We start from the raw sequence: 23,178 nt of genomic DNA, 5'->3' as shown, positions 1-23,178 counted from the left end.
ATCAAGATTTGCTTATCGCGAGCTGAGTGATGTCGATGCCGCGCTCCCGCGCAATCGCCTCCAGCACAGGCAGAAGCGGGCCCAGCTTCTCGTCCAGCGCGTCGCGCACCGTGTCGACGACCACCTGCGTGCTTCGCTCGATCTCGATGTGGATGGCGTCGCCCACACCCTTGTCGCCGAAGGTCGTCATGCGCAGCGTCTCGGGAATGAGCCACACCTCGAACCAGCCCGACCCGTCGCGCTCGCGCCGGGCCTCGGCCACGGTGAGGCTGCAGCCGTTGACGCCGATGTAACCCTTGGCAAAGACATAACGCATCCACGGCGCGGGCAGCGCGAAGCGGATGACGTGGTTGTTGTCGGGCTTGCGGATCTCGGCAATGCGGGCGGAGACGTCCACGTGGCCGGACAGCGGATGGCCGCCGATCTCGACGCCTTCCCGGGCCGCGCGCTCGACGTTCAGGCCAGAGCCCACCATCAGGCCGCCCAGCGTGGTGAGGCTGAGCGTCTGCGCCATCACGTCGAAGCTGGCCACGTCGGAGGCTGGGCGCTCGGTGACGGTCAGGCAGACGCCGTCGCAGGAGACGCTGGCGCCAATAGCCAGCTCTGCGTCAAAGCCCTCGGGGAACTTCAGATGCAGGGTGTGCAGGCCCTCGCGGGCTTCGATGGATTCGACGCGGGCGACGCCCTGGACAATGCCTGTGAACATGGAAAACAGGCCTCCAAGGAGGCCTTTTGAACAGCGTTCGGGCCAGCTTACCAGCTGACCTCACGGTCCGGCGTCGAGCCGATCTTGTGGATGGATTGGTCGGCGCCTTCGAACTCCTGTTCCGCATCCAAGCGCAGGCCGGTGATGCGTTTGATGGCGCCATAGACAACGAAACCACCGGCCAGCGCCCAGGCCACGCCACCCAGCGTGCCGATCAACTGAGCGCTGAAGGACACGCCGCCGATGCCGCCCAGCGCCTTCTGCCCAAAGACGCCGCAGGCGATGCCGCCCCAGGCGCCGCACAGGCCGTGCAGCGGCCAGACGCCCAGCACGTCGTCGATCTTCCAGCGGTTCTGCGTCAGGGTGAAGAACTGCACGAACACCCAGCCGGCAATGCCGCCGGTGACCAGGGCGCCGAGCGGATGCATGACGTCCGAGCCGGCGCAGACGGCCACCAGGCCGGCCAGCGGGCCGTTGTAGGCAAAGCCCGGGTCGTTGCGACCCAGCAGCACGGCCACCAACGTACCGCCGGCCATGGCCATCAACGAATTGACGGCGACGAGGCCGGAAAGCTTGTCCAGCGTCTGCGCGCTCATCACGTTGAAGCCGAACCAGCCCACCGTCAGCACCCAGGCGCCCAGGGCCAGAAAGGGAATGCTGGACGGCGGGTGGGCGCTCATCGCGCCGTCCTTGCGGTAGCGGTTCAAGCGCGGGCCGAGCAGCAGCACGGCGGCGAGACCTATCCAGCCGCCCACGGCATGCACAACGACGCTGCCGGCGAAGTCATGGAACTCGGCGCCCGTGGCGGCCTTCAGCCAGGCCTGGATGCCGAAGGCCTGGTTCCAGGCCACGCCTTCGAACACCGGGTAGATGAAGCCAACGATGACGCAGGTGGCGGCCAGTTGCGGGCCGAAGCGGGCCCGCTCGGCAATGCCGCCCGACACGATGGCGGGAATGGCCGCCGCGAAAGTCAGCAGGAAGAAGAACTTGACCAGCTCATAGCCGTTCTTCTGCGCCAACTGCTCGGCGCCGGCGAAGAAGTGGCTGCCGTAGGCGACCAGGTAGCCGACCAGGAAATAGGCCAGCGTGGACACCGCGAAGTCCACCAGGATCTTGACCAGGGCATTGACCTGGTTCTTCTTGCGCACGGTGCCCAGTTCGAGGAAGGCAAAGCCCGCATGCATGGCGAGCACCATGATGGCGCCCAGTAGGATGAAGAGCGCGTCTGCGCCCTGCTTGATCGATGACTCCAACGCTGCCTCCGGCCGGCGGCTCCAGACTTGGGCGACATGCACCAATCCGAACCAAACCGCACCGAAATTGCAAATTCAATGCCCGCTTTTAAGGCGTAAATTTGCGGCCAGAGAGCAGCGCAGGCAATCGTTCAGCTCTTCTTTGGTGCATTCAATGCACTCTTCTCGAACGATTCCGCACCAAATCCGAGCGTCCAGTGGCCGTCCGGCCAGCGCACGACGGGCCGCTTGATGACGCTGGGCTCGGTCAGCATCAGCGCCATGGCCGACGCGTCGTCAGTGACGGCGGCCTTCGCGGCGTCGTCCAGCTTGCGCCAGGTGTTACCGGCGCGGTTGACGATCCTGTCGCGGCCAAAGGCCTTGATCCAGGTCGGCAGCAGCTCGGCCGGTACGCCCTGTTTCTTGAAGTCATGAAAAGCGACTTCCAGGCCTTGTTCGGCCAGCCAGGAGCGCGCCTTCTTGACGGTGTCGCAGTTGGGAATGCCATAGACGGTGATCATGGGCGCCAACTTACCATGGCTCCATGATCGACTGGCTTGACGAAGCTTCCCTCGACTTTCCACCCAGCTCGCGGGCGCTGGGCCCTGGCACCGATGCCCCCGGCCTGCTTGCCGCCGGCGGCACCCTGGACCCCGAGCGCCTGGAAGCGGCCTACCGGCGCGGCATCTTCCCCTGGTACGGCCCCGGCCAGCCGCCGCTGTGGTGGGCGCCCGACCCGCGCATGGTGCTGAAGACGGCCGACTTCAAGCTTTCGCGCTCGCTGCGCAAGACGGTGGCACGCTTTGCCTCCACGCCCGGCTGTGAGATCCGCGTCGACTTTGATCGCGCCACCGTGCTGCGTGCCTGCGCCAGCGCGCCGCGCGAGGGTCAGTCAGGCACCTGGATCGTGCCCGAACTGCAGGCTGCCTATCTCGCCTGGCCGGCCATGCACAGCATCGAGACCTGGATGGAGGGCGAACTCGCCGGCGGCCTGTACGGCGTCAACCTGGGGCGCATGTTCTATGGCGAATCCATGTTCATGCGCCGCACCGACGCCTCCAAGATCGCCCTTTGCGCCCTGATCTGCCTGTGCCGCCAGTTCGGCATCCCCTGGATCGACTGCCAGCAGAACACCCCCCACCTGGCCTCGCTGGGTGCGGCAGAAGTCCCACGGGCAGCCTTCGAGGACCACCTCGCCACCCACGTGGGTGGACCTACGCCCGGCCCCTGGACCTATCATCCGGACTACTGGCACAGGCTTCTGACCTCGACGTGACCCATCCCAAAGAACTGCCGCTCGCGCAGATCCAGTTCTATGCCACGGCCGCCTACCCGTGCAGCTATGTGGCGGGCCGCCAGGCGCGTTCCCAGGTCGCCACGCCCAGCCACCTGATCCACGCCGACGCCTATTCCAACCTGGTTGCCGCGGGTTTTCGCCGCAGCGGGCTCTTCACCTACCGCCCCTACTGCGACCAGTGCCGCGCCTGCATCGCGCTGCGCGTGCCGGTCGCCAGCTTCGAGGCCACCCGCAGCCAGAAGCGGGCCTGGAAGGCGCATCGCCACCTGCAGGCCAAGGTCATGCGCCTGGGCTATTCGCCCGAGCACTACGCGCTGTACCTGCGCTACCAGGCCGGCCGGCACTCTGGCGGCGGCATGGACCATGACAGCGTTGACCAGTACACCCAGTTCCTGCTGCAGTCGCGCATCAACTCCCGCCTCGTAGAGTTCCGCGAAACCATGCCTGACGGCAGCACGCCGCTGCGCATGGTGTCCATCCTGGACATCCTCAACGACGGCCTGTCGGCGGTCTACACCTTCTACGACCCGGACGTGCCGGGCAGCTTCGGCACCTATGGCGTGCTGTGGCAGATCCAGCAGGCCAAGGAGCTCAAGCTCAGCCACCTCTACCTGGGCTACTGGATCGAGGAGAGCCCCAAGATGGCCTACAAGGCCGGATTCAGGCCGCACCAGATCCTCAAAAACGGCGTCTGGGAGGATGCCGTTTGCGAACCAAAACAATGACCTGCAGCGTCGGGAAGTCCTAGGCTGATTTCGCAGGTGCGGCTCCTGGCCCAGGCAGCGGCCCGAATCGCAAGCAGGTCGCTGTCCAAGTCGACGTGATTACCCACAGATTTCAGACGTGACGATGGTGGCGGCTCACTGCTTTGTCTTGCCCGCGCCATGCGGCGCCAAGCTTCAGTCGCCGCCGAACATCTCGCAGATCACGCCACGGAGCCATTGGTTGGCCGGCGCACGATGGGCTTGGGCATGCCAGAAGACGTTGATCGCAATGTCCGGCAGCTTGACTGGATGCGGCAGGTAGCTGAGGTTGAAAGGGCCGGCCAATTGCTGCGCCAACCGCTCCGGCACGGTGGCCACGAGATCGGAATCCTGCAGGATGTGCCCGACGCTGACGAAGTGCGGCACAGAGAGCCGCACCGTGCGGTTGATGCCCGCCCGGCGTATCAGTTCGTCGACCTTGCCATGGCCCGTGCCGGCCGAGACGATGACGAGGTGCTCGGCGTTGCGGAAGTCGTTGAGCGTGAGCTTGCGTTTCTCCACCGCGTGCCCACGCCGGAACAGGCAGACGTAGCGCTGGCTGAAGAGGCGCCGCTGGAAGAAGCCGGCCTTGAGCATGGGCAGCAGGCCGATGGCGAGGTCGACGCGGCCGGCCTCCATGTCGTCCCGGAGGTTCACGGCGGTGTTGCGAACCGTGTTCAAGGTGATGCCGGGGGCTTCCCGGCTGAGGCGCTCCATCAGGCGAGGCAGAAAGACGATCTCGCCGATGTCGGTCATGCCGATGGTCATGGCGCGCTGCACCTGGGCGGGGTCGAACTCCACGCGCTGGTTGATGCCGCTGTGAATCATCGAGAGCGCGTAGCCGATGGGCTCCGCCAGCTGCTCGGCAAACGGCGTGGGCATCATGCCCTTGGGCGTTCGCACGAAAAGCTCGTCACCGAACTGCTTGCGCAGCTTGGCCAGCGTGTTGCTGACGGCCGGCTGCGTGAGCTCCATCAGCTCCGCCACCCTGGACACCCGGCGTTCCGCCATCAAGTGGTGGAACAGCACGAGTTGGTTGAGATCGATGTCTCCGAGCTCCATGCGTCGTCTCCGCCGTCACATCATTCCTGGTGATGTGATCTATTCATCAGATTCTATTGGCTGAGGTCACCGAAGTGGACAACATGCCGCCAATCGCAAACGACTTGGCCGGCAAGCTGCATGGAAGTCCTCATCCAACCACTGAATCGCGTCATCCATGTCGAGCCGGGCGCGAATCTGCTGGAGGCATTGCAGGCGGCCCAGGTGCCGATGTCCTACTCCTGCATGGCCGGCCGTTGCGGCACCTGCCGCTGCAAGCTGCTCGAGGGCGAGGTGCTGGAGGGAGGCAAGGAGCAGCAGCGCCCCTTGGACGGCGCAGACAGCTACGTGCTGGCGTGCCGGACCTATCTGACCGAGCCCTGTGTGATCGAGATCCCGGAGCCGGACGAGATCGTGGTGCACCCGGCGCGCATCCTGAAAGCCACGGTCACGGCAGTCGAGGACATGACGCATGACATCAAGCGCGTGGTCCTGAAGCCGGCCAAGCCGTTGGCGTTCTCGCCAGGGCAATACGCTCAACTGCAGTTCACGCCGGAACATGCCAGGCCCTATTCAATGGCAGGCATTCCGCTCGAGGGCGGCGATCTTGAGTTCCATGTGCGCGTCGTGCCCGACGGGCGCGTCAGCGGCTACATCGCCCGTCAGTTGAAGGTTGGCGACGCCGTGCGCGTCAGCGGGCCGCTGGGGTCGGCCTACCTGCGCCGCAAGCACGACGGGCCGATGCTCTGCATCGCGGGAGGCACGGGTCTGGCACCGGTGCTGTCCATCCTGCGCGGTGCGGTTGCCGAAGGCATGCGCAACCCCATCCATTTGTACTTCGGGGTGCGCTCGCCACGGGACGTCTATGGCCTGTCCTGGCTGCAGGAACTGGCCCGCGATCACGCCGGCCTGAAGCTCAACGTCGTCGTCGCCTCGGGCGGCGATCCCAAGCTGCACCGCTGTGGCCTGGTCACCGATGTCATCGATCAAGACCTCGGCGACCTGCGCGGTTGGCGCGCTTACCTGTGCGGCTCACCACCGATGGTGGAAGCGGCCTCGCTGATGGTGCGCCGCAAGGGCATCGAGCCCGAGCGCATCCATGCCGACGCCTTCTACACCCAAGGAACCTGAGGAGACCCCTTATGCATGCTGCCGCCTTGAGCGCCGAGCAGCGGGCCGCGCGCGCGACCTTCTACGAACGAATCGGCACCCAGAACATGACGCCGCTGTGGGAGGTACTCGGCGCGCTGGTGCCGCCGCAGCCCCGCTCGCCTTTGCAGGCAGCGCTGTGGCGCTATGCGGAGCTGCGCGAGCAGGTGATGGAGGCTGGCCGGCTCATCACCGCCGAGGAAGCCGAGCGCCGCGTGCTGATCCTGGAGAACCCGGCGCTACGGGGCCATTCGTCGATCACGCAGTCGCTGTACGCGGGCCTGCAGCTGATCCTTCCTGGCGAGGTCGCACCCGCGCATCGGCACACCCAGTCGGCATTGCGCCTCGTGCTCGATGGCGAAGGCGCCTACACCGCGGTCGACGGCGAGCGCACGACGATGCGCCGCGGCGACTTCATCATCACCCCGGCCTGGACCTTCCACGACCACGGCAACCTCGGCACCGATCCGGTCGTGTGGCTGGACGGGCTGGACATCCCCATCGTCCGCTTTCTTGACGCCGGCTTCTCCGAGAAGAGCGAGAACGCGAGCCAGCAGCTGCGCCGCCCTGAAGGCGATGCCTTGGCCCGCTATGGCGCCAACATGCTGCCGGTGGACTACCAGCCGCGGCTGGCGGAGCCCACCCGTGTTTTCGTCTACCCGTTCGAGCGCACCCGCGCCGCGCTTCAAGGCGTTTCGCGCGGCGACATCGATGCGCACCTGGGCCACAAGCTGCGCTACGTGAACCCGGCGACGGGGGCCTCGCCCATGCCCACCATCGGCGCCTTTGCGCAATGGCTGCCGGCCGGCTTCGAAACCCATACCTATCGCAGCACCGACAGCACCGTCTACGTCTGCCTGGAAGGCGGCGGCGAGGCGCGCATCGGCGACCTGACGCTGCGCATGCAGGAGAACGACGTCTTCGTCGTGCCGTCCTGGCACGCATTGCAGCTTCGTGCGGACCGCGACAGCCTGCTGTTCAGCTTTTCTGACCGCCCCGTGCAACAGGCGCTAGGCCTGTTTCGCGAACAGCGCCAATGAACCCCTGACCCAAGGACTCCCACATGAAGCTCGCCCTCCAAGCCCCACCGCTGCACACCCTCGCCATCGCCAACAGCGACGAGCGCGTTGCCGTGAATCGCGTCTTCTGCGTCGGCCGCAACTACGCCGCGCATGCCCGCGAGATGGGCAAGGACCCGGACCGCGAAGCGCCGTTCTTCTTCATGAAGCCGGCAAGCGCCGTCGTCGACGCGGCCGCGCCGGTGAGCGTGCCCTATCCGCCGCAGACCAAGAACTACCACCACGAGATCGAACTCGTCGTGGTGCTGGGCAAGGGCGGGCGCAACATCCCGGCCGCACAGGCGCTCGACCATGTCTACGGCTATGCCGTCGGCCTGGACATGACGCGCCGCGACCTGCAGCTCGAAGCCCGCGACAAGGGCCGGCCCTGGGAGTTCGGCAAGTCCTTCTCCCAATCGGCGCCCATCGGTGCGGTCCATCGGGCCGCAGACATCGGGCATCCCGCCGAAGCCGCCATCAGCCTGACCGTCAACGGCCAGGCACGCCAGTCATCCGACATCGCGAAGCTGATCTGGTCCGTGGCCGAGTCGATTGCCGTGCTGTCCGAGTTCGAGGAGCTGCAGCCCGGTGACGTGCTGATGACCGGCACGCCGGAGGGCGTGAACGCCGTGGTGGCGGGTGACGTGATGCTCGGTGCGATCTCCGGCCTCGGGCAGATCGAAGTGCGCGTCACGGCCTGAAGGCTGAGCGCCCAGAACAACAAGGAGACAGGCATGGCCGACACGTCCACCATCTTCCCGACCGAGGCCCGGTGGGAAGGCGAGGGGAGCTCCCGCATCCCCTTCCTGGCCTACACCAGTGAGCAGCTCTACCAACGCGAGCTGGAGCGCTTCTTCTACAAGGGCCACTGGTGCTACGTCGGCCTGGAGGCCGAGGTGCCCAACGTGGGCGACTTCAAGCGCACCGTCATCGGTGAGCGATCGGTCATCATGGCGCGCGACAACGACGGCGCGATCAACGTGATCGAGAACGTCTGCGCGCATCGCGGCATGCGCTTTTGCCGCGAGCGGCACGGCAACCGCAAGGAGTTCGTCTGCCCCTACCACCAGTGGAGCTACACGCTCAAGGGCGACCTGCAGGGCGTGCCGTTCCGGCGCGGCATCAAGCAGGACGGCCAGGTGCACGGCGGCATGCCGGCGGACTTCAAGACCAGCGACCATGCGCTGACCAAGCTCAAGGTTGCCGTGCGCGGCGGCGTGGTGTTCGCCTCGTTCGATCCTGACGTCGAGTCCTTCGAGGACTTCATGGGCCCGACCATCCTGGGCTACTTCGACCGCATGTTCAACGGCCGCAAGCTCAAGATCCTCGGCTACAACCGCCAGCGCATCCCGGGCAACTGGAAGCTGATGCAGGAGAACATCAAGGACCCGTATCACCCGGGCCTGCTGCACACCTGGTTCGTCACCTTCGGGCTCTGGCGCGCCGACAACAAGTCGCAACTCCGCATGGACGACCACCATCGCCATGCGTCCATGATCTCGACGCGCGGCAGCGCCGGCAAGTCGGAGCAGGTGACCCAGGTCTCCAGCTTCAAGGAGACCATGCAGCTGCACGACCCGAGCTTCCTGGACATCGTCCCGGAGCCCTGGTGGGGCGGGCCGACTGCGGTGATGACGACGATCTTCCCGAGCGTCATCCTGCAGCAGCAGGTCAACAGCGTGTCGACCCGCCACATCCAGCCCAGCGGCCACGGCAGCTTCGACTTCGTCTGGACCCATTTCGGCTACGAGGACGACACCGAGGAGATGACCCAGCGGCGCCTGCGCCAATCCAACCTGTTCGGCCCGGCTGGCTTCGTCTCGGCCGATGACGGCGAGGTGATCGAGTTCTCGCAGCAGGCGTTCGAGAGCAAGCCCTTCCACCGCACGCTGGCCGAGCTGGGCGGGCGCGAGGTCGAGGACACGGAGCACATGGTCACCGAGACGCTGATACGCGGCATGTACCGCTACTGGCGCCAGGTGATGGAGGACTGAGCCATGGCCGCATCCATCAACTTCGAGGACTGGCTGGCACTCAGCCAGCTGTACGCCGACTACGCCGCCGCCGTCGACTCCGGCAACTGGGACCTCTGGCCCGAGTTCTTCGTCGACGACTGCGTCTACCGCCTGCAGCCACGCGAAAACCATGAGCGCGGCTTCCCGCTGGCCACGCTGGCCTTCACCAGCAAGGGCATGCTCAAGGACAGGGTCTACGGCATCAAGGAGACGCTGTTCCACGACCCCTACTACCAGCGCCACATCGTCGGTGCGCCCGTGGTGCGCCGCGCTGAAGCCGACTGCATCGAGTCCGAAGCGAACTACGCGGTGCTGCGCACCAAGCTGTCCGAGGCCAGCACCGTGTTCAACGTCGGGCGCTATATCGACGTGGTCGTGCGCACGCCGGGCGGCTTCAAGTTCGCGTCGCGCGAGTGCATCTACGACAGCGAAATGATCCCGAACTCCATCATCTATCCCATCTGAAAGCGACGCCCATGAGCCATGACAACTGGATCGACGCCCTGGGTCGCGATCAGCTGCCTGCCGACGACGTGATCGGCGTCGCGGTCGCGGGCCGCGACATCGCCGTCTACACCGTCGGCGACGAGGTGTACGCCACCGACAACATCTGCACGCATGGCCATGCGCGGCTGTGCGACGGCTTCCTGGACGGCCACGAGATCGAGTGCCCGCTGCACCAGGGCAAGTTCGACGTTCGCGACGGGCGCCCGATGTGCGAGCCGGTCACCGAGGCCCTGCGCAGCTACCCCGTGAAGATCGACGGCCAGCGCGTTTATCTGCAGATCGACTGACCCACTACTACAAGGAGACAAGCATGAGCACGACATCCAAGATGATCATCCTGGGCGCCACTGCGCTGGCCGTTGCTGGCGCAGCGCAAGCGGCCGTCATCGGCCTGGTGGCGCCGCTTTCCGGGCCGCAGGCCCTCGTCGGGCAGGACCAGGTCGACGGCTTCAATCTCGCTGTCGAGCAGCTCGGCGGCAAGCTCGGCGGCCAGCCGCTCACGCTGCTGAAGGAAGACGACCAGCTCAAGCCCGAGATCGGCCAGCAGGCCGTTCGCAAGCTGATCGACAAGGACAAGGTCGATGCCATCGTTGGCCTGTCCTTCTCCAACGTGTTGATGGGCAGCCTGCCCAGGCTGGTCGAGTCGGGCGTGGTGGCCATTGCCACCAACGCCGGCCCCTCGCCGCTGGCCGGCGCGCAGTGCAAGGCCAACATCTTCTCGATGGCCTGGCAGAACGACGGCTCCGCAGAGGCCATGGGCAAGTTCGCCCAGGACAAGGGCATCAAGCGGGTCTACCTGATGGCCCCCAACTACCAGGCCGGCAAGGACATGCTGGCCGGCTTCAAGCGCTACTACAAGGGCCAGGTGGTCGACGAGGTGTTCACCCAGGTCAACCAGCCCGACTACTCGGCCGAGATCGCGCAGCTGCAGGCGGCGGCGCCGGACGCGGTGTTCGTCTTCTACCCCGGCGGCATGGGCATCAACTTCGTCAAGCAGATGAGCCAGGCCGGCCTGATGGGCAAGCTGCCGCTGTACTCGGTGTTCACCGTGGACGGCACCACCCTGCCTTCGCTGCGCGACGCGGCGGTCGGCGCCATCAGCGGCGCCATGTATGACGCGTCGCTGGACAGCCCCGAGAACAAGGCCTTCGTCGCCGCCTTCCAGGCCAAGTACAAGCGCACGCCCAGCCTGTATGCCGCCACCGGCTATGACGCGGCCCAGCTGCTCGATGCAGCCCTGCGCAAGTCAGGCGGCGACCCCAAGAAGCTGGCCGCGGCGGTCAAGGCGGCGGGCAGCGAGTTCAAGTCGGTGCGCGGCCCGTTCCGCTTCGGCAAGAACAACATGCCGGTGCAGAACTACTACGCCTTCGAGACCTGGCGCGACGCGGGCAAGATCGCGACGCGCCTGGTCGGCACGCCGCTGAGCGCTCACGCCGACCCGTACGGGCAGCAATGCCCGCTGCCTTGAGGGGCCGGGCATGAATGCCACGCTGCTGCTGGCGCAGCTGCTCAACGGGCTGCAATACGGGGTGCTGCTCTTCCTGCTCGCTGCCGGCCTGACGCTGGTGTTCGGCATCATGAGCTTCGTCAACCTGGCGCATGGTTCGCTCTACATGCTCGGGGCCTATGCCGGGGCGCTGGCCTATGGCGCCACCGATTCGTTCGCGCTGGCGCTGCTGGCGGCGGCCGGTGGGGCGCTGGTGGTCGGCATTGCGCTTGAGGTGGTGATCGTCTCGCGCCTGTACCGACGCGACCACCTCGACCACGTGCTGGCGACCTTCGGCCTCGTGATGTTCTTCAACGAGCTGGTGCGCATGGTCTGGGGGCCGCAGCCGCTCTTCGTCCAGGTGCCGCAGGTGCTTGACGGCACCGTGAACCTGTTCGGCTTCACCTATCCCGCCTACCGTTTCGCGATCATCGCGGTCGGGTTGGCCGTGGCGGTGGGGTCGCACCTGGTGATCCACAAGACGCGCCTGGGCATGCTGATACGCGCCGGCGCGCAGTACCCGCAGCTGGTGTCCGCGCTCGGCGTCAACATCGGCTTGCTCAACGCGGTGCTGTTCGGGCTGGGCGCCGCGTTGGCCGGGTTAGCGGGTGCCATGGCAGGGCCGGTGCTTTCGGTGCAGTCGGGCATGGGCGAGCCCGTGCTCATCACCACCCTGGTCGTCATCGTCATCGGCGGCATCGGCTCGGTGAAGGGCGCCCTCTACGCGGCCATGATCGTCGGCGTGGTCGACACCTTTGGTCGCGTGCTGCTGCCCTTGCTGCTGCGCCAGATCGCCGAACGTTCCATCGCCGATGCGGCCGGCCCGGCGCTGGCATCGATGAGCGTTTACCTGTTGATGGCCCTGGTGCTGGCGTTGAAGCCGCAGGGGCTGTTCCCGGCTCGACGCGCCTGATCGGAGAGTGACGATGTCCACTGCCTATTCGCGGCCGGCCACGCTGGTTCCGCTGCTTCTGTTCGCGGGTCTGCTGGCCGTGCCTTTCGTTGCCCAGGCAACGGGCCAGCCGTTCTGGACCTCCTTTTTCACACGCATCCTCATCTACGCCATCGCCGCCTCGGCGCTCAACGTGGCGCTGGGTTTCGGCGGGCTGGTCAGCTTCGGCCATGCGCTATTCCTCGGCCTGGGCAGCTATGCCGTGGCGTTGCCCGCGGCGCATGGCATCGACAGCGGCTGGGTGCATCTGTTGATCAGCCTGGGCGTGTGCAGCCTCGTCGCGCTGGCGGTCGGGGCCATCAGCCTGAGGACCTCGGGCATGTCCTTCATCATGATCACGCTGGCCTTCGCGCAGATGGGCTACTTTCTGCTGGTCAGCCTGAAGCAGTACGGCGGCGACGATGGCCTGGCCATCGCGACGACCAGCCGCTTCGGCGCCGGCATCGATCTCGGTGCTTCGCCGGTGCTCTACGGCACGGCCTGGGTGCTGCTGGCGCTGTTGACCCTGTGGGTGGCCAGGCTGCGCCTGTCGCCCTTCGGCATGGCCTTGCGTGGTGCGCGCCAGAACGCACGCCGGGTGCAGGCCATCGGCCTGGCGCCGCGCCGCGTGCAGCTGGCCGCCTTCGTGCTGTCGGGCGCCATCTGCGGGCTCGCCGGCCTGCTGCTGGCGAACATGAACGCCTATGCCTCGCCGAGCACGATGGCCTGGACGGTCTCCGGCGACCTGATCGTCATGGTGGTGCTGGGCGGCATGGGCACGGTGTTCGGCCCCGTGCTGGGCGCGGTGGTCTTCCTGGGCGTGGAGGAGTTGCTCAAGGGCTATACCGAGCACTGGATGATCGTCTTCGGCCCGCTCATCGTGCTGATGGCCTTGCTGGGGCGTGGAGGGCTCACCGGCCTGCTGCAGCGCCTGCACAAGCCGGCCGCTGCCGGCCCTGTCGTTCAGGCCATTCAGAAGGGGCATGCGTGATGGCCGCCTCCGCACTCAGAACAGACCGCCTGGTGATGCGCTACGGCTCGCTGCTGGTGACGGACAGCGTGTCGCTGGACATCCGGCCCGGCGAGTTGCACGCCGTCATCGGGCCCAATGGCGCCGGCAAGACGACGCTGATCAACCAGCTCAGTGGCGAGTTGCGCCCGCTTGAAGGCCGCGTGCATTTCGACGGGCGCGACGTCACCGGGCACAGCATGGACCGCCGGGCGCGTGCCGGGCTGCTGCGCTCCTACCAGATCACGTCGATCTTCGAGGAGTTCACGGTGCTGGAGAACGCGACGCTGGCGGCAATGGCCGTTGCGCGCCAGCCCTGGCGCTTCTGGCGTCCACTGCTCGATGACGTGGCCGCGCGCACCGCTGCCGAGGAGGCCATCGGCCTGTCTGGGCTGTCGGCTCAGCACGGCTCGCCGGCCGGCGAGCTCGCCTACGGCCAGCGCCGCCAGCTGGAGCTGGCAATGGCCTTGGCGGCCCAGCCCTCCCTGCTGCTGCTGGACGAACCGATGGCCGGCATGAGCGCGCAGGAGTCCATCGCCGTCATGGCACTGCTGCAGCAGCTGAAAGGTCGCTACACCATCGTCCTGGTCGAGCACGACATGAACGCCGTGTTCTCGCTGGCGGACCGCATCACCGTGCTGGTCTACGGGCGCGTGATGTTCACCGGGACGCCGGACGAGATCCGCAATCACCCCGAGGTGCGCGCCGTGTACCTGGGCGAGGAGACGGTATGAATGAACGCAAGCCGTATCTGTCCGTTCGCGGCCTGCAGGCGGGCTACGGCCGTGCCCAGGTGCTCTTCGACATGTCCTTCGACGTCCGGCCGGGCGAGGTCGTCACCTTGCTGGGTCGCAATGGCATGGGCAGGTCCACCACCGTCAAATGCCTGTTCGGCATGCTGCCCTGCCTCGCCGGAGACATCACCGTGGCCGGCGAGCGGGCCAATGGCCGGGCGCCCCATCGCATCGCCCGGCAAGGCCTGGCACTGGTGCCCGAGGGCCGGCAGATCTTCACGGAACTGTCGGTCGAGGAGAACCTCGTGGCGACCGCCCGAGGGCCTGCGGCCTCAGGGCCGGCGAAGGCATGGACGCTGGACGGCATCTACGCGCTGTTCCCTCGGCTGAAGGAGCGCCGCACCAACCTTGGCTCGCAGCTTTCGGGCGGCGAGCAACAGATGCTGGCCATTGGTCGGGCGCTGATGACCAACCCGCGCCTGGTGGTGCTGGACGAGGCCACCGAAGGCCTGGCACCGGTCATCCGCGACGAGATCTGGCGAACCATCCGGCAGCTGAAGGCGGAAGGCCTCGCCCTGATCATCATCGACAAGAACATCAACCGACTGCTGGACCTGGCGGACCGCCACTACGTCGTCGAGAAGGGCCGCGTCGTCTGGAGCGGAGATTCCGACGCCATCCGCAGTCAGCCGCACCTGATCCACCAGTATCTGGGAGTCTGAGCATGAAGCTCTACGGTTTCTTCCGCAGCGGCACCTCGCACCGCCTGCGCATCGCCTTGAACCTCAAGGGCATCGCCTACGAACAGGTGCCCATCGATCTGCGCACTGAGCGCCACCTGACCGCCGAATACAAGGCCATCAACCCGCAGCAACTGGTGCCCACCCTCGACACGGGTGATGCCCTGATGACGCAGACGCCGGCCATCATCGAGTGGCTGGAGGAGTGCTTTCCCAAGCCAGCATTTCTGCCCGAAGACGCCCAGGCGCGAACGACGGTTCGAGCGCTCGCGGCCGTCGTTGGCTGCGATATCCACCCGGTCAACAACCGGCGAATTCTGGAAACACTGCGCCGCAGCTTTGGTGCCAACGATGCGGCGGTGAACGAGTGGTGTGGCACCTGGATTGCAGCGGGATTCGACGCGTTCGATGCACTGGTGGCGTCGCACGGCCGCAGTGGACCGTTTTCCTACGGTGACACGCCGACGCTGGCTGACGTCTACTTGGTGCCGCAGATTGAAAGTGCGCGGCGCTTCAAGGTCGACATCAATCGCTGGCCGCGCCTGGCAGGCATCGACCAAGCCTGCGCCGGGCTTGACGCGTTCCGGCTGGCGACTCCGGCGTTGCAGCCGGATGCCGACAGACCCGCGGGGCATTGACCCGATTGGCGACCACGCACGATGGGCCAGGGCCTGGGCTGCACGTTCAGACGAGCACTTCCACGCAGGCCGGGTGGCCCAGGAAGCCTTCGGGGCTGGCGCTGCGGCCATAGGCGCCGCTCTGATAGACGACCGCCAGGTCGCCAATCTCGCCCTTGGCCATGTCCATGCGATCGGCCAGCAGGTCCAGCGGCGTGCACAACGGGCCGACGACGCTGGCCGGCTCGGTCGCTGATTCGTTGCGGCCCTGGGGTTCGACGGACGCCGGGTAGTTCTTGCGCAGCACCTGGCCGAAATTGCCGGACGCCGACAGGTGGTGGTGCAGGCCGCCATCCGCCACCAGGAAGACCTGGCCGCGCGAGACCTTGCGGTCAACGATGCGGCTGACATAGACGCCTGCCTCGCCGACGAAGTAACGACCCAGCTCGATGACGAGCTTGGCCTGCGGCAGGTCGGCCTTGGCGCGGGCCTGCAGCCCGGCAAGGTTGTCGGCGATGGGTGCCAGATCGAGCCGCGATTCGCCTGGGAAATACGGGATGCCGAAACCACCGCCCAGGTTCAGGAACTTGACAGGTGACGGCGCGGCCTCGGCCAGGCGCAGGGCCAGTTCGTAGCTCTTGAGCTGGGCCTCGCAGATGGCCTCAGCCTTGAGGTTCTGCGACCCGGCGAACAGGTGAAAGCCCTCGAAGGCCAGGCCATCACTGCTCAGCCGGCCCACCTCAGCCAGCACCTCGGGCAGAGCCTCAGCGTCGATACCGAACTGCTTGGGGCCGCCGCTCATGCGCATGCCCGAGCCCTTGAGCTCGAAGTCGGGGTTCACGCGCAGCGCGACGCGGGCTGGCAGGCCCAGGCGCTGCGAGGCACGGGCCAGCGGCACCAGTTCGCGCACCGACTCGACATTGACGAGCACGCCGGCCGCGACGGCCTGGCCCAGCTCGATGTCGCGCTTGCCGGGGCCGGCAAAGCTGACCTCGTGCGGGTCGGCACCGGCGTTCAGCGCCACCTGCAGTTCGCCCGCCGAGGCCACGTCGATACCGTCCACCAAGCCGGCCATCAGCTGCACCAGCGCCGGCATCGGGTTGGCCTTCATCGCATAGTGCAGTTCTAGCCCCAAGGGCAGAGCCGCGCGCAACTCGGCGACGCGGGCTTTCAGCAGCCCGCGGTCGTAGGCGTAGAACGGCGTCTGGCCGACTCGCTCGGCGAGCACGGACAGGCGCTGGCCGCCGACCAGCAGTTCGCCGTTGGCATCGCGGGGGAAGAGCACGGGGGCATGCTCAAGGGCACGCTTCTGGGGGATGGGATCGCTCATGCAGCGTGCTGTTCAAGCCAGTCGGTCGAGAGGGTTTTGCGATCGATCTTGCCGTTGGGGTTGCGCGGCAGCGGGCCCGAACGGACATCGACGCCGTGCGGCACCATGTAGGCGGGCATGCGCGCCTTGCAAGCGGCAGTCAGTGCAGCCAGATCCAGCTCGGAAGCGCCTTCCGGCGGTGTTGCGATGACCTGGATGGCCTGGCCGAGGGTGTCGTGATAGACGCCGAAAGCCACGCATTCACCCACCAGGCCGGTGGCGTACAACACTTCCTCGACCTCGGTCGGGCTGACGCGATAGCCTGAAGTCTTCATCATCTCGTCACGGCGGCCGACGAAGTACAGGAAGCCTTCGGCGTCGCGCTTGACTGTGTCACCAGAGAACACCGCGAACTCCGGCAACTGCAGGCCGCCTTCGCGCCCGCCCACGCCGACCGGGAGCGGCTTGTAGCGCTCGGCCGTCTTCTCGGCGTCGTTCCAGTAACCCAGGCCGACGAGCGCACCGCGGTGCACCAGCTCGCCCGGCTCGTCTGGCGCGCATTCGCTGCCATCCTCGCGCAGCACCAGGATCTCGGCGTTGGGGATGGCCTTGCCGATGGAGTCCGGCCGGCGGTCCACCTCGCCCGGCGGCAGATAGGTCGAGCGGAAGGCCTCGGTCAGGCCGTACATCAGAAAGGGCTGGGCGGATGGCGCCTTGGCGCGCAGCAGGTCCAGCGTCGCCCGCGGCATGCGGCCGCCGGTGTTGGCGAAATAGCGCAGGTTGGCGTCGATGGCGGCCGGCCATTCGAGCTGGGTCAGCTGGATGTACAGCGGCGGCACGGCAGTGAGGCCCGTGACCTTCTCGCGCTCCATGGCCTTGAGCACGTCCTTGGGCAGCAGGTAGTTCAGCAGCACGACGCGGGCGCCGCTGTGGAAGGCCGTGGTCAGCTGGCTGAAACCGGCGTCGAAGGACAGCGGCAGCGCGGCCAGCAGGGTGTCACTGGCACGGTTTTCCAGGTAGCTCGCCACGCTCTTGCCGCCCGCCACCATGTTGCGGTGGGACAGCACGACGCCCTTGGGCCGCCCGGTGGAGCCCGAGGTGTAGAGGATGGCCGTCATGTCGGTGTCGATGACGCGATGGCCGGCATGCGCTGGGCTTTGCAGCAGCGCAGCCCAGTCATGCACCGGCACCGGTGCCGAGCCCGCACCGCTGGTCAGCACGACATGGCGCAGCGACGGGCATTGCGTCAGCACGTCGCCCAACTGGGCCAGGCGCTCGGGCGATGTGACGAGCACCCGTACATCACAGTCCTGCAGGATGAAACCGACCTGATCGGGCTTGAGCAAAGGGTTCAGCGGTACGAAAACGCCACCGGCAGCGGGCGCGCCAAAGCTGGCGACGACGGTCTCGAAGCGCTTTTCCAGGTAGATGGCGACCCGTTCGCCACGGGCCAGGCCCAGTTGCATCAGGCCGCTGGCAAAGCCGCGCACGGCGGCATCCAGCTCGCCATAGCTCAGCGTCGCCGCACCATAGGTCAGGGCCGGGGCGTCGGGCGTGCGCTCGGCGGCAACGGCCACCAACTCGTGCAACAGGGTCGATTCGGGCATGAAAAAAGTATCTCACGCGACCCTTGAGCCAAGGGGTGAGCGCCCCGGGAGCAAGGGGGGGAGGACGGCTAAACTGCGCGGCTGCTTTTTGGAAGCTCCCAATGGACAAAGATCAGGTTCTCAGCCATGTGCTGAGGCTTCTCGACGAGGTGCTGAGCCTGAACGGCCGCGCCCAGACCTTCACCCGCGACACCGCCCTGCTCGGCGCCCTGCCCGAGCTGGACTCGATGGCCGTGGTCAGCCTGATCACCGCACTGGAGGAGCAACTCGGTCTCGCCGTCGACGATGACGACATCGACGGCGACACCTTTGCCACCGTGGGCTCGCTGGCGGACTTCGTCGCCGCCCGGCTCTGACCGAATCAAATTCGCGAATGAACGTCGACCTCACGCCTCGCTTGGCGCCCCGGCACCCGGTGCCGGGACCGCACAACAGGCAGGTCGACGCAGAGGCCCAGACGCTGCCCTGCCTGCTTGACCGGCCGGGAGCGCTGCTGACCAGCAGCGGCCGTGCAGCCATTCTGCTTGGCCTGGAGAGCCTGGCGCTCACGCCGGAGCAGCGCGTGCTGGTGCCCAGCTACCACTGCCCCACCATGGTGTCGCCGGTGCTGACGCTGGGGCATCAGCTGGGTTTCTATCCCATCGACGCGGATGGCCGCCCCAACCTGGACTGGCTGGAGCAGCATGCACCCGCCGATACGCGCGTGCTGTGCGTCGCCCATTTCTTCGGCCTGCCGCTGGATCTGCGCGATCTGCGCGCCTGGTGCCAGCGCCGCGGCGTGCTGATGCTGGAGGACTGCGCGCACGCCATGTTCGGCCAGGGTGAAGGAGGCGCCGTGGGCGCGCTGGGCGATGTCGTCATTGCCAGCCTGCCCAAGTTCTTCGCGGCGCAGGACGGCGGCCTGCTACTGGTCCGGCAGCCGGCCCGGCCGTTGGCGGCGCTGACGCCCGTGGGCCTGAAGGGTCAGCTGAAGGCGTCGCTGGACGATCTGGAAATCAGTGCGCGCCATGGCCGCCTGGGGCACTGGCGCCTCTGGGCGAGCCCGCTGCTGGCTCTCAAGCAGCTGCTGCGCGGTGGCAGCGCGCCGGCGCCCAGTGCAGCGCCTCAAGCTGCCCAATTTGATCCAGCGGGCGACTATGCACGCATCGACGTGGCGCTGTGCCATCGCGCACCGACGCGCGCTGCCAGGCGCGCGGCGTTGTTGACGTCCCGCGGTCGCGTCGTCGCCAGGCGGCAGCAGCACTACCGCGCGCTGGCTGAGGCGCTGGCCAACCAGGCGGGCATGCATCCCCTGTTCCCGGCCTTGCCCGAGGGCAGCGCACCCTACGTCTTCCCGTTGTGGGTGGACGAGCCGGACGCCGTCTACCAGGCCTTGAGAGCGCTCGGCGTGCCCGTATCGCGCTGGGACTGGCTGTGGCCAGGAGTGCCGGATCTGGCCGGTGATCAAGGAAAAACCTGGTCCCGCCACGTACTGCAGTTGCATTGCCATCAAGACATGAGCGACCAGGACCGACACTGGGTGATCGACTCTCTCCTCACCTACCGCAAGAGTTGATTGCCTTGAAAACAACTTCAAAGATGGACTGGAAACTCGTTCCGGCAAAGCAGTTGGCCGCCCTGGCCACACAGTGGGATGCACTGCAGGCGAAGGCGTTGCCGCATGCCTTCCTGCGCAGCGATTTCCTGCTGTGCTTGCTGGACCAGTTCGGCCAGGGTAGAGAGCTGCTCGCCTATCGCGAGGACGGCACGGGCTGGACGGCGGCGCTGCTGATCCAGCCCCAGGGCCAGGGTCGCTGGAACAGCTTCCAGCCGTCCCAGCTGCCGCTGGGACCCGTGCTGCTGCCGGAGGACGAAAGCCTGGAGGCGTCTCTGCAGTCCCTGCTGCGGGCGCTGCCCGGCCTGGCCTTGACCGTCGGGCTGACGCAACTGGACTCGCTGGCCCACGTCGGGCCTTTCAACAGCGCGCGGCTGCGCCACCAGCACTACATCGACACGGCCTGGGTCGACGTCGAGACCGGTTTCGAGGCCTACTGGGAGGGCCGCGGCAAGAACCTGCGCCAGAACACCCGCAAGCAGCTGAAGAAGGTCGAGGCCACCGGTGTGACGCCGCGGCTGGAGATGATCGACACGCCCGGACCGGTCGCACTGGCCATCGAACAGTACGGCACGCTGGAAAGCAGCGGCTGGAAGGCCGAGCTCGGCACCGCCATTTCCGTGGACGGCATCCAGGGGCACTTCTACCGCCAGGCGTTGGAAAACGCAGCAGCAGCCGGGCGGGCCCGGATCTACCGCTACTGGTTCGGCGACGAAGTCGTCGCGATGGACTTGTGCGTGCACCAGGACGACTGCCTGGTGATCCTGAAGACAGCCTATCAGCAGGCCCACCAGGCGGTGTCCCCGTCGACGCTGATGCGCGCTGAGGAGTTCAAAGCTCTTTTCGACGAAGGCCGCTTCAAGCGCATCGAGTTCTTTGGCCGCGTGATGGAGTGGCATACGCGCTGGACCGACAACAGCCGCCAGCTTTTCCACCTGACCGCCTACCGGTGGGCCTGGCTCAAGGCGCTGCAGGACTGGCTCAACCGCAGCAAGACCCGCGCAGCTTGAAAGCCTCAATCGACGCCTTCTTCCTGCCAGCCGGCGGCGAGCAGCGGCTGTGCCTGTTCCATGCGCCGGCAGGTACACCACGCAGCCGGGTGCTCTATCTGCATCCCTTCGCCGAGGAGATGAACAAGTCGCGCCGCATGGCCACCCTGGCCTGCCGCGCGCTGGCCCAGGCAGGCCACGCGGTCTTGCAGATCGACCTGCGCGGCTGCGGTGACTCCTCCGCCGACTTTGGCGATGCGGGCTGGGCCGATTGGCAGGCCGATGTGCGTCTGGGCCTGGAATGCCTGGATGCCCGCGTGCCTGACTCGGTTCAGGCACCGCTGTGGATCTGGGGCCTGCGCGCCGGCTGCCTGCTTGCCGCCGCCGACTGGGGCCGGCCAGTGAACTACCTGTTCTGGCAGCCGATGACGAATGGCAAGCTGGCACTGCAGCAGTTCCTGCGCCTGAGGCTGGCCGCCGAGATGGCCAACGGTGCGAACAAGGGCCAGATGGACCAGATGAAAACCGAACTGGCCGCGGGCCGCCCGGTCGAGGTCGCCGGCTACCGGCTGGGCGCGCCACTCGCCCTCGGGCTGGAAGCCGCCAAGCTCGCGCCCGCCGGCACGCCCGGCCGCGTCGAATGGCTGGAGCTCAGCACCCGCGAGGACGCCGTGCTGACGCCCGTCAGCGAACAGGCCATCAAGGCCTGGCAGGACGCCGGCTGGTCGGTTCGCCCGCAGATCGTGCAGGGGCCGGGCTTCTGGGCCACCAGCGAGATCGAGCTGGCGCCCGCGCTGATCGCCTGCACCCTGGAGGCCTTGTCATGAAGGAATCGCTGCTGAACTTCGACTGCGAGGGCGAGCGCCTCATCGGCATCCTGGCCGAACCGGCGAACACCGCACCCGCCGAGGTGGGCGTGGTCATCGTCGTCGGCGGCCCCCAGTACCGCGTCGGAAGCCATCGCCAGTTCACGCTGCTGGCCCGGCATCTGGCGAACCACGGCGTTGCCGCTCTGCGCTTCGACTACCGCAGCATGGGGGACAGCCCCGGGGAGACGCGCGACTTCCTGAGCGTCGACGCCGACATCGCCGCGGCCATCGCCGCGCTGCTGGCGGCCCGCCCGGCACTCAAGCGTGTGGTGCTCTGGGGCCTGTGCGACGCGGCCTCAGCCGCCCTGCTCTACCTGGAATCGACCGGCGACCCGCGCGTCGCCGGCGTGGCCCTGCTCAATCCCTGGGCCCGCTCCGCCGCGACGCTGGCGCAGACCCATGTCAAGCACTACTACTGGCGCCGGCTGCGCGAGAAGGGCTTCTGGCTCAAGCTGCTGCGCGGTGGCGTGGGCCTGACGGCGTTGCGCACCCTGGGCGGCAACCTGCGCCTGGCCCGCGGCGCCGGCAAGGCCAAGACCGACTCGCGCAGCTTCCAGGATCGCATGGCCGCCGGCCTGCGCGCCTTCAACGGACCGGTGCTGCTGATCCTCAGTGGCGATGACTACACTGCCCGGGAGTTCGTTGGTTTTGCCCGGTCCTCGGCGGCTTGGCAGGGTCTGCTCGTGCGCCCGACGCTGGATCTGCACGACATGCCCACGGCCGATCACACGTTTTCGGCGATACAGGACCAGGACTCCCAATGTCGCATCTGTTTGGACTGGTTGAGGACGCGATGCCTAGCAATCTGAACCCCATGAACTGCGCCGGCCGAGCACTGCTGGCCCTGACCGTTGCGCTGGCCACGCTGCCGGTTTCCGCGCAGATGCAGCGCCCGGCGCTGGCGCCGCCTGGCTGTGGCGAAACGCACAACACCTATGGACCCTTCGATTACCGCACGGCCCACCAATCGCAGCGCTACATCGTCGAGATTGCGCATTTCACGCATGGCGTAGAGACGTTGACCCGAGGTGCTACCGGCCCATTCGGCAACGACATCGGATACACGCTGGCGGTATTTCCCAACCATCCACGCGCCATCCAGTCCGTCGAACGCCTGGCGGAAAAGGAGAAATCGGATCCCGCCAAAGGCACCGACATGACCGTCGAGTGCTATTACGCCCGCGGCATGGCTTTCGTACCGAACGACCTGGTGTTCCGGATGTTCTACGTGAGCTATCTGATCCGGCGCAATCGCATGGACGACGCGCGCAAGTCTCTCGACTACGTGGTGGAGCAGGCCGGCGACAACCCGCTGACGCAATTCAACGCGGGCTTGCTGTATTTCGACATGAAGGACTACGACAAGGCATTGGCCCAGGCGCACCGCGCCATGGCCATGGGCATGACAAGGCCGGAGCTGCGCGACCGACTGAATTCGGTCGGCCGCTGGAAGGATCCCGAGCCGACCGAGGGCCCCGACGCCGCCGCGTCCGCTGCGTCTGCCACTCAGGCCGCCTCGACTCCCTCGCAGACCTCCCGCTGAGC

Annotated in this window: 26 protein-coding genes and 1 pseudogene; 21 read left to right on the top strand and 6 right to left on the bottom strand. The window is 66.9% G+C overall.

Features of this window, described 5'->3' with window-relative positions:
• Position 1: 1 nt before the first annotated feature.
• The 3 genes from AC1DW0_RS02785 to AC1DW0_RS02775 all read right to left on the bottom strand — a co-directional run bounded on the left by AC1DW0_RS02785 (position 2) and on the right by AC1DW0_RS02775 (position 2,459).
• On the bottom strand, positions 2 to 706 hold the full coding sequence (locus tag AC1DW0_RS02785) for a riboflavin synthase subunit alpha (RefSeq protein ID WP_477944840.1): 705 nt from the start codon (positions 704 to 706) through the stop codon (positions 2 to 4).
• Positions 707 to 753: 47 nt separating this feature from the next.
• Positions 754 to 1,959, bottom strand: coding sequence for an ammonium transporter (locus AC1DW0_RS02780; RefSeq protein WP_477944838.1), 1,206 nt, complete (start codon positions 1,957 to 1,959; stop codon positions 754 to 756).
• A 131-nt stretch (positions 1,960 to 2,090) separates the two neighbouring features.
• Positions 2,091 to 2,459 carry an ArsC family reductase gene (locus AC1DW0_RS02775; protein WP_056195941.1) on the bottom strand — a complete coding sequence of 123 codons (369 nt, stop codon included), beginning with the start codon at positions 2,457 to 2,459 and terminating at the stop codon, positions 2,091 to 2,093.
• 23 nt (positions 2,460 to 2,482) lie between these two features.
• Between AC1DW0_RS02775 and AC1DW0_RS02770 the strand changes: the two genes are divergently transcribed.
• A complete protein-coding gene (locus AC1DW0_RS02770) occupies positions 2,483 to 3,214 on the top strand; it encodes a leucyl/phenylalanyl-tRNA--protein transferase (RefSeq protein ID WP_056195939.1) in 732 nt (243 codons plus the stop codon).
• On the top strand, positions 3,211 to 3,960 hold the full coding sequence (locus tag AC1DW0_RS02765) for an arginyltransferase (RefSeq protein ID WP_056195936.1): 750 nt from the start codon (positions 3,211 to 3,213) through the stop codon (positions 3,958 to 3,960). Before AC1DW0_RS02770 ends, AC1DW0_RS02765 begins: the two co-directional genes overlap by 4 nt.
• 174 nt (positions 3,961 to 4,134) lie before the next feature.
• On the opposite strand, the gene AC1DW0_RS02760 is transcribed toward AC1DW0_RS02765, so the two are convergent.
• A complete protein-coding gene (locus AC1DW0_RS02760) occupies positions 4,135 to 5,040 on the bottom strand; it encodes a LysR family transcriptional regulator (protein ID WP_056195933.1) in 906 nt (301 codons plus the stop codon).
• Between the two features lie 120 nt (positions 5,041 to 5,160).
• On the opposite strand from AC1DW0_RS02760, the gene AC1DW0_RS02755 reads away from it, so the two are divergent.
• The 13 genes and pseudogenes from AC1DW0_RS02755 (at position 5,161) to maiA (ending at position 15,286) form a co-directional block, all read left to right on the top strand.
• Positions 5,161 to 6,150: a 2Fe-2S iron-sulfur cluster-binding protein gene (locus AC1DW0_RS02755; protein WP_056195931.1), complete on the top strand. Its 990-nt coding sequence runs from the start codon at positions 5,161 to 5,163 to the stop codon at positions 6,148 to 6,150.
• Between the two features lie 11 nt (positions 6,151 to 6,161).
• Complete coding sequence (gtdA, locus tag AC1DW0_RS02750) at positions 6,162 to 7,208, top strand: gentisate 1,2-dioxygenase (RefSeq protein WP_056195926.1); 1,047 nt, start codon at positions 6,162 to 6,164, stop codon at positions 7,206 to 7,208.
• A 23-nt stretch (positions 7,209 to 7,231) separates the two neighbouring features.
• Positions 7,232 to 7,927, top strand: a complete 696-nt coding sequence (locus AC1DW0_RS02745) for a fumarylacetoacetate hydrolase family protein (protein WP_457355027.1) — start codon at positions 7,232 to 7,234, stop codon at positions 7,925 to 7,927.
• Positions 7,928 to 7,960: 33 nt separating this feature from the next.
• Positions 7,961 to 9,220, top strand: a complete 1,260-nt coding sequence (locus AC1DW0_RS02740) for an aromatic ring-hydroxylating dioxygenase subunit alpha (protein ID WP_056195921.1) — start codon at positions 7,961 to 7,963, stop codon at positions 9,218 to 9,220.
• Positions 9,221 to 9,223: 3 nt separating this feature from the next.
• Positions 9,224 to 9,706, top strand: coding sequence for an aromatic-ring-hydroxylating dioxygenase subunit beta (locus tag AC1DW0_RS02735; protein ID WP_200955258.1), 483 nt, complete (start codon positions 9,224 to 9,226; stop codon positions 9,704 to 9,706).
• An 11-nt stretch (positions 9,707 to 9,717) separates the two neighbouring features.
• A complete protein-coding gene (locus AC1DW0_RS02730) occupies positions 9,718 to 10,035 on the top strand; it encodes a non-heme iron oxygenase ferredoxin subunit (RefSeq protein ID WP_056195918.1) in 318 nt (105 codons plus the stop codon).
• A 23-nt stretch (positions 10,036 to 10,058) separates the two neighbouring features.
• The gene (locus AC1DW0_RS02725; RefSeq protein WP_056195916.1) at positions 10,059 to 11,216 is read left to right on the top strand and encodes an ABC transporter substrate-binding protein; all 1,158 of its coding nucleotides are present in this window, start codon (positions 10,059 to 10,061) and stop codon (positions 11,214 to 11,216) included.
• Between the two features lie 10 nt (positions 11,217 to 11,226).
• The gene (locus tag AC1DW0_RS02720) at positions 11,227 to 12,147 is read left to right on the top strand and encodes a branched-chain amino acid ABC transporter permease (RefSeq protein ID WP_056195913.1); all 921 of its coding nucleotides are present in this window, start codon (positions 11,227 to 11,229) and stop codon (positions 12,145 to 12,147) included.
• A gap of 13 nt (positions 12,148 to 12,160) precedes the next feature.
• Positions 12,161 to 13,156: a branched-chain amino acid ABC transporter permease gene (locus AC1DW0_RS02715; RefSeq protein WP_056195912.1), complete on the top strand. Its 996-nt coding sequence runs from the start codon at positions 12,161 to 12,163 to the stop codon at positions 13,154 to 13,156.
• Between the two features lie 71 nt (positions 13,157 to 13,227).
• Positions 13,228 to 13,626, top strand: a pseudogene (locus AC1DW0_RS02710) (ATP-binding cassette domain-containing protein); the annotation flags it as partial.
• 9 nt (positions 13,627 to 13,635) lie between these two features.
• Positions 13,636 to 13,908: an ABC transporter ATP-binding protein C-terminal domain-containing protein gene (locus AC1DW0_RS02705; RefSeq protein ID WP_477944918.1), complete on the top strand. Its 273-nt coding sequence runs from the start codon at positions 13,636 to 13,638 to the stop codon at positions 13,906 to 13,908.
• Complete coding sequence (locus AC1DW0_RS02700; RefSeq protein ID WP_056195907.1) at positions 13,905 to 14,630, top strand: ABC transporter ATP-binding protein; 726 nt, start codon at positions 13,905 to 13,907, stop codon at positions 14,628 to 14,630. Before AC1DW0_RS02705 ends, AC1DW0_RS02700 begins: the two co-directional genes overlap by 4 nt.
• 2 nt (positions 14,631 to 14,632) lie before the next feature.
• Positions 14,633 to 15,286 (top strand): maleylacetoacetate isomerase, encoded by a 654-nt coding sequence (gene maiA, locus AC1DW0_RS02695; RefSeq protein WP_056195904.1) that lies wholly within the window; start codon positions 14,633 to 14,635, stop codon positions 15,284 to 15,286.
• Positions 15,287 to 15,332: 46 nt separating this feature from the next.
• Here the strand turns inward: maiA and AC1DW0_RS02690 are convergent, their stop codons facing one another.
• Both AC1DW0_RS02690 and AC1DW0_RS02685 read right to left on the bottom strand, forming a co-directional pair.
• A complete protein-coding gene (locus AC1DW0_RS02690) occupies positions 15,333 to 16,595 on the bottom strand; it encodes a pyridoxal-dependent decarboxylase, exosortase A system-associated (protein WP_056195901.1) in 1,263 nt (420 codons plus the stop codon).
• Positions 16,592 to 18,181: an acyl-CoA ligase (AMP-forming), exosortase A system-associated gene (locus tag AC1DW0_RS02685; RefSeq protein WP_056195898.1), complete on the bottom strand. Its 1,590-nt coding sequence runs from the start codon at positions 18,179 to 18,181 to the stop codon at positions 16,592 to 16,594. The genes AC1DW0_RS02690 and AC1DW0_RS02685 overlap by 4 nt, the downstream gene beginning before the upstream one ends.
• 101 nt (positions 18,182 to 18,282) lie before the next feature.
• On the opposite strand from AC1DW0_RS02685, the gene AC1DW0_RS02680 reads away from it, so the two are divergent.
• The 6 genes from AC1DW0_RS02680 to AC1DW0_RS02655 are packed head-to-tail and all read left to right on the top strand — an operon-like array spanning position 18,283 to position 23,176.
• Positions 18,283 to 18,537 (top strand): acyl carrier protein, encoded by a 255-nt coding sequence (locus AC1DW0_RS02680; protein WP_056195895.1) that lies wholly within the window; start codon positions 18,283 to 18,285, stop codon positions 18,535 to 18,537.
• A 17-nt stretch (positions 18,538 to 18,554) separates the two neighbouring features.
• Positions 18,555 to 19,736 carry a DegT/DnrJ/EryC1/StrS family aminotransferase gene (locus AC1DW0_RS02675; protein WP_477944829.1) on the top strand — a complete coding sequence of 394 codons (1,182 nt, stop codon included), beginning with the start codon at positions 18,555 to 18,557 and terminating at the stop codon, positions 19,734 to 19,736.
• Positions 19,737 to 19,741: 5 nt separating this feature from the next.
• A complete protein-coding gene (locus tag AC1DW0_RS02670; RefSeq protein ID WP_477944827.1) occupies positions 19,742 to 20,785 on the top strand; it encodes a GNAT family N-acetyltransferase in 1,044 nt (347 codons plus the stop codon).
• Positions 20,782 to 21,591: a hydrolase 2, exosortase A system-associated gene (locus AC1DW0_RS02665; protein ID WP_477944825.1), complete on the top strand. Its 810-nt coding sequence runs from the start codon at positions 20,782 to 20,784 to the stop codon at positions 21,589 to 21,591. The genes AC1DW0_RS02670 and AC1DW0_RS02665 overlap by 4 nt, the downstream gene beginning before the upstream one ends.
• Positions 21,588 to 22,442, top strand: coding sequence for a hydrolase 1, exosortase A system-associated (locus tag AC1DW0_RS02660; RefSeq protein WP_477944823.1), 855 nt, complete (start codon positions 21,588 to 21,590; stop codon positions 22,440 to 22,442). The genes AC1DW0_RS02665 and AC1DW0_RS02660 overlap by 4 nt, the downstream gene beginning before the upstream one ends.
• 5 nt (positions 22,443 to 22,447) lie before the next feature.
• Positions 22,448 to 23,176 (top strand): tetratricopeptide repeat protein, encoded by a 729-nt coding sequence (locus AC1DW0_RS02655; RefSeq protein WP_056195881.1) that lies wholly within the window; start codon positions 22,448 to 22,450, stop codon positions 23,174 to 23,176.
• The last annotated feature ends 2 nt before the right edge of the window (positions 23,177 to 23,178 follow it).

Source organism: Roseateles sp. P4_D2 (assembly GCF_056401875.1).
The sequence above is the reverse complement of the archived record's forward strand: the minus strand, read 5'-3'. Positions and strand labels throughout refer to the sequence as shown.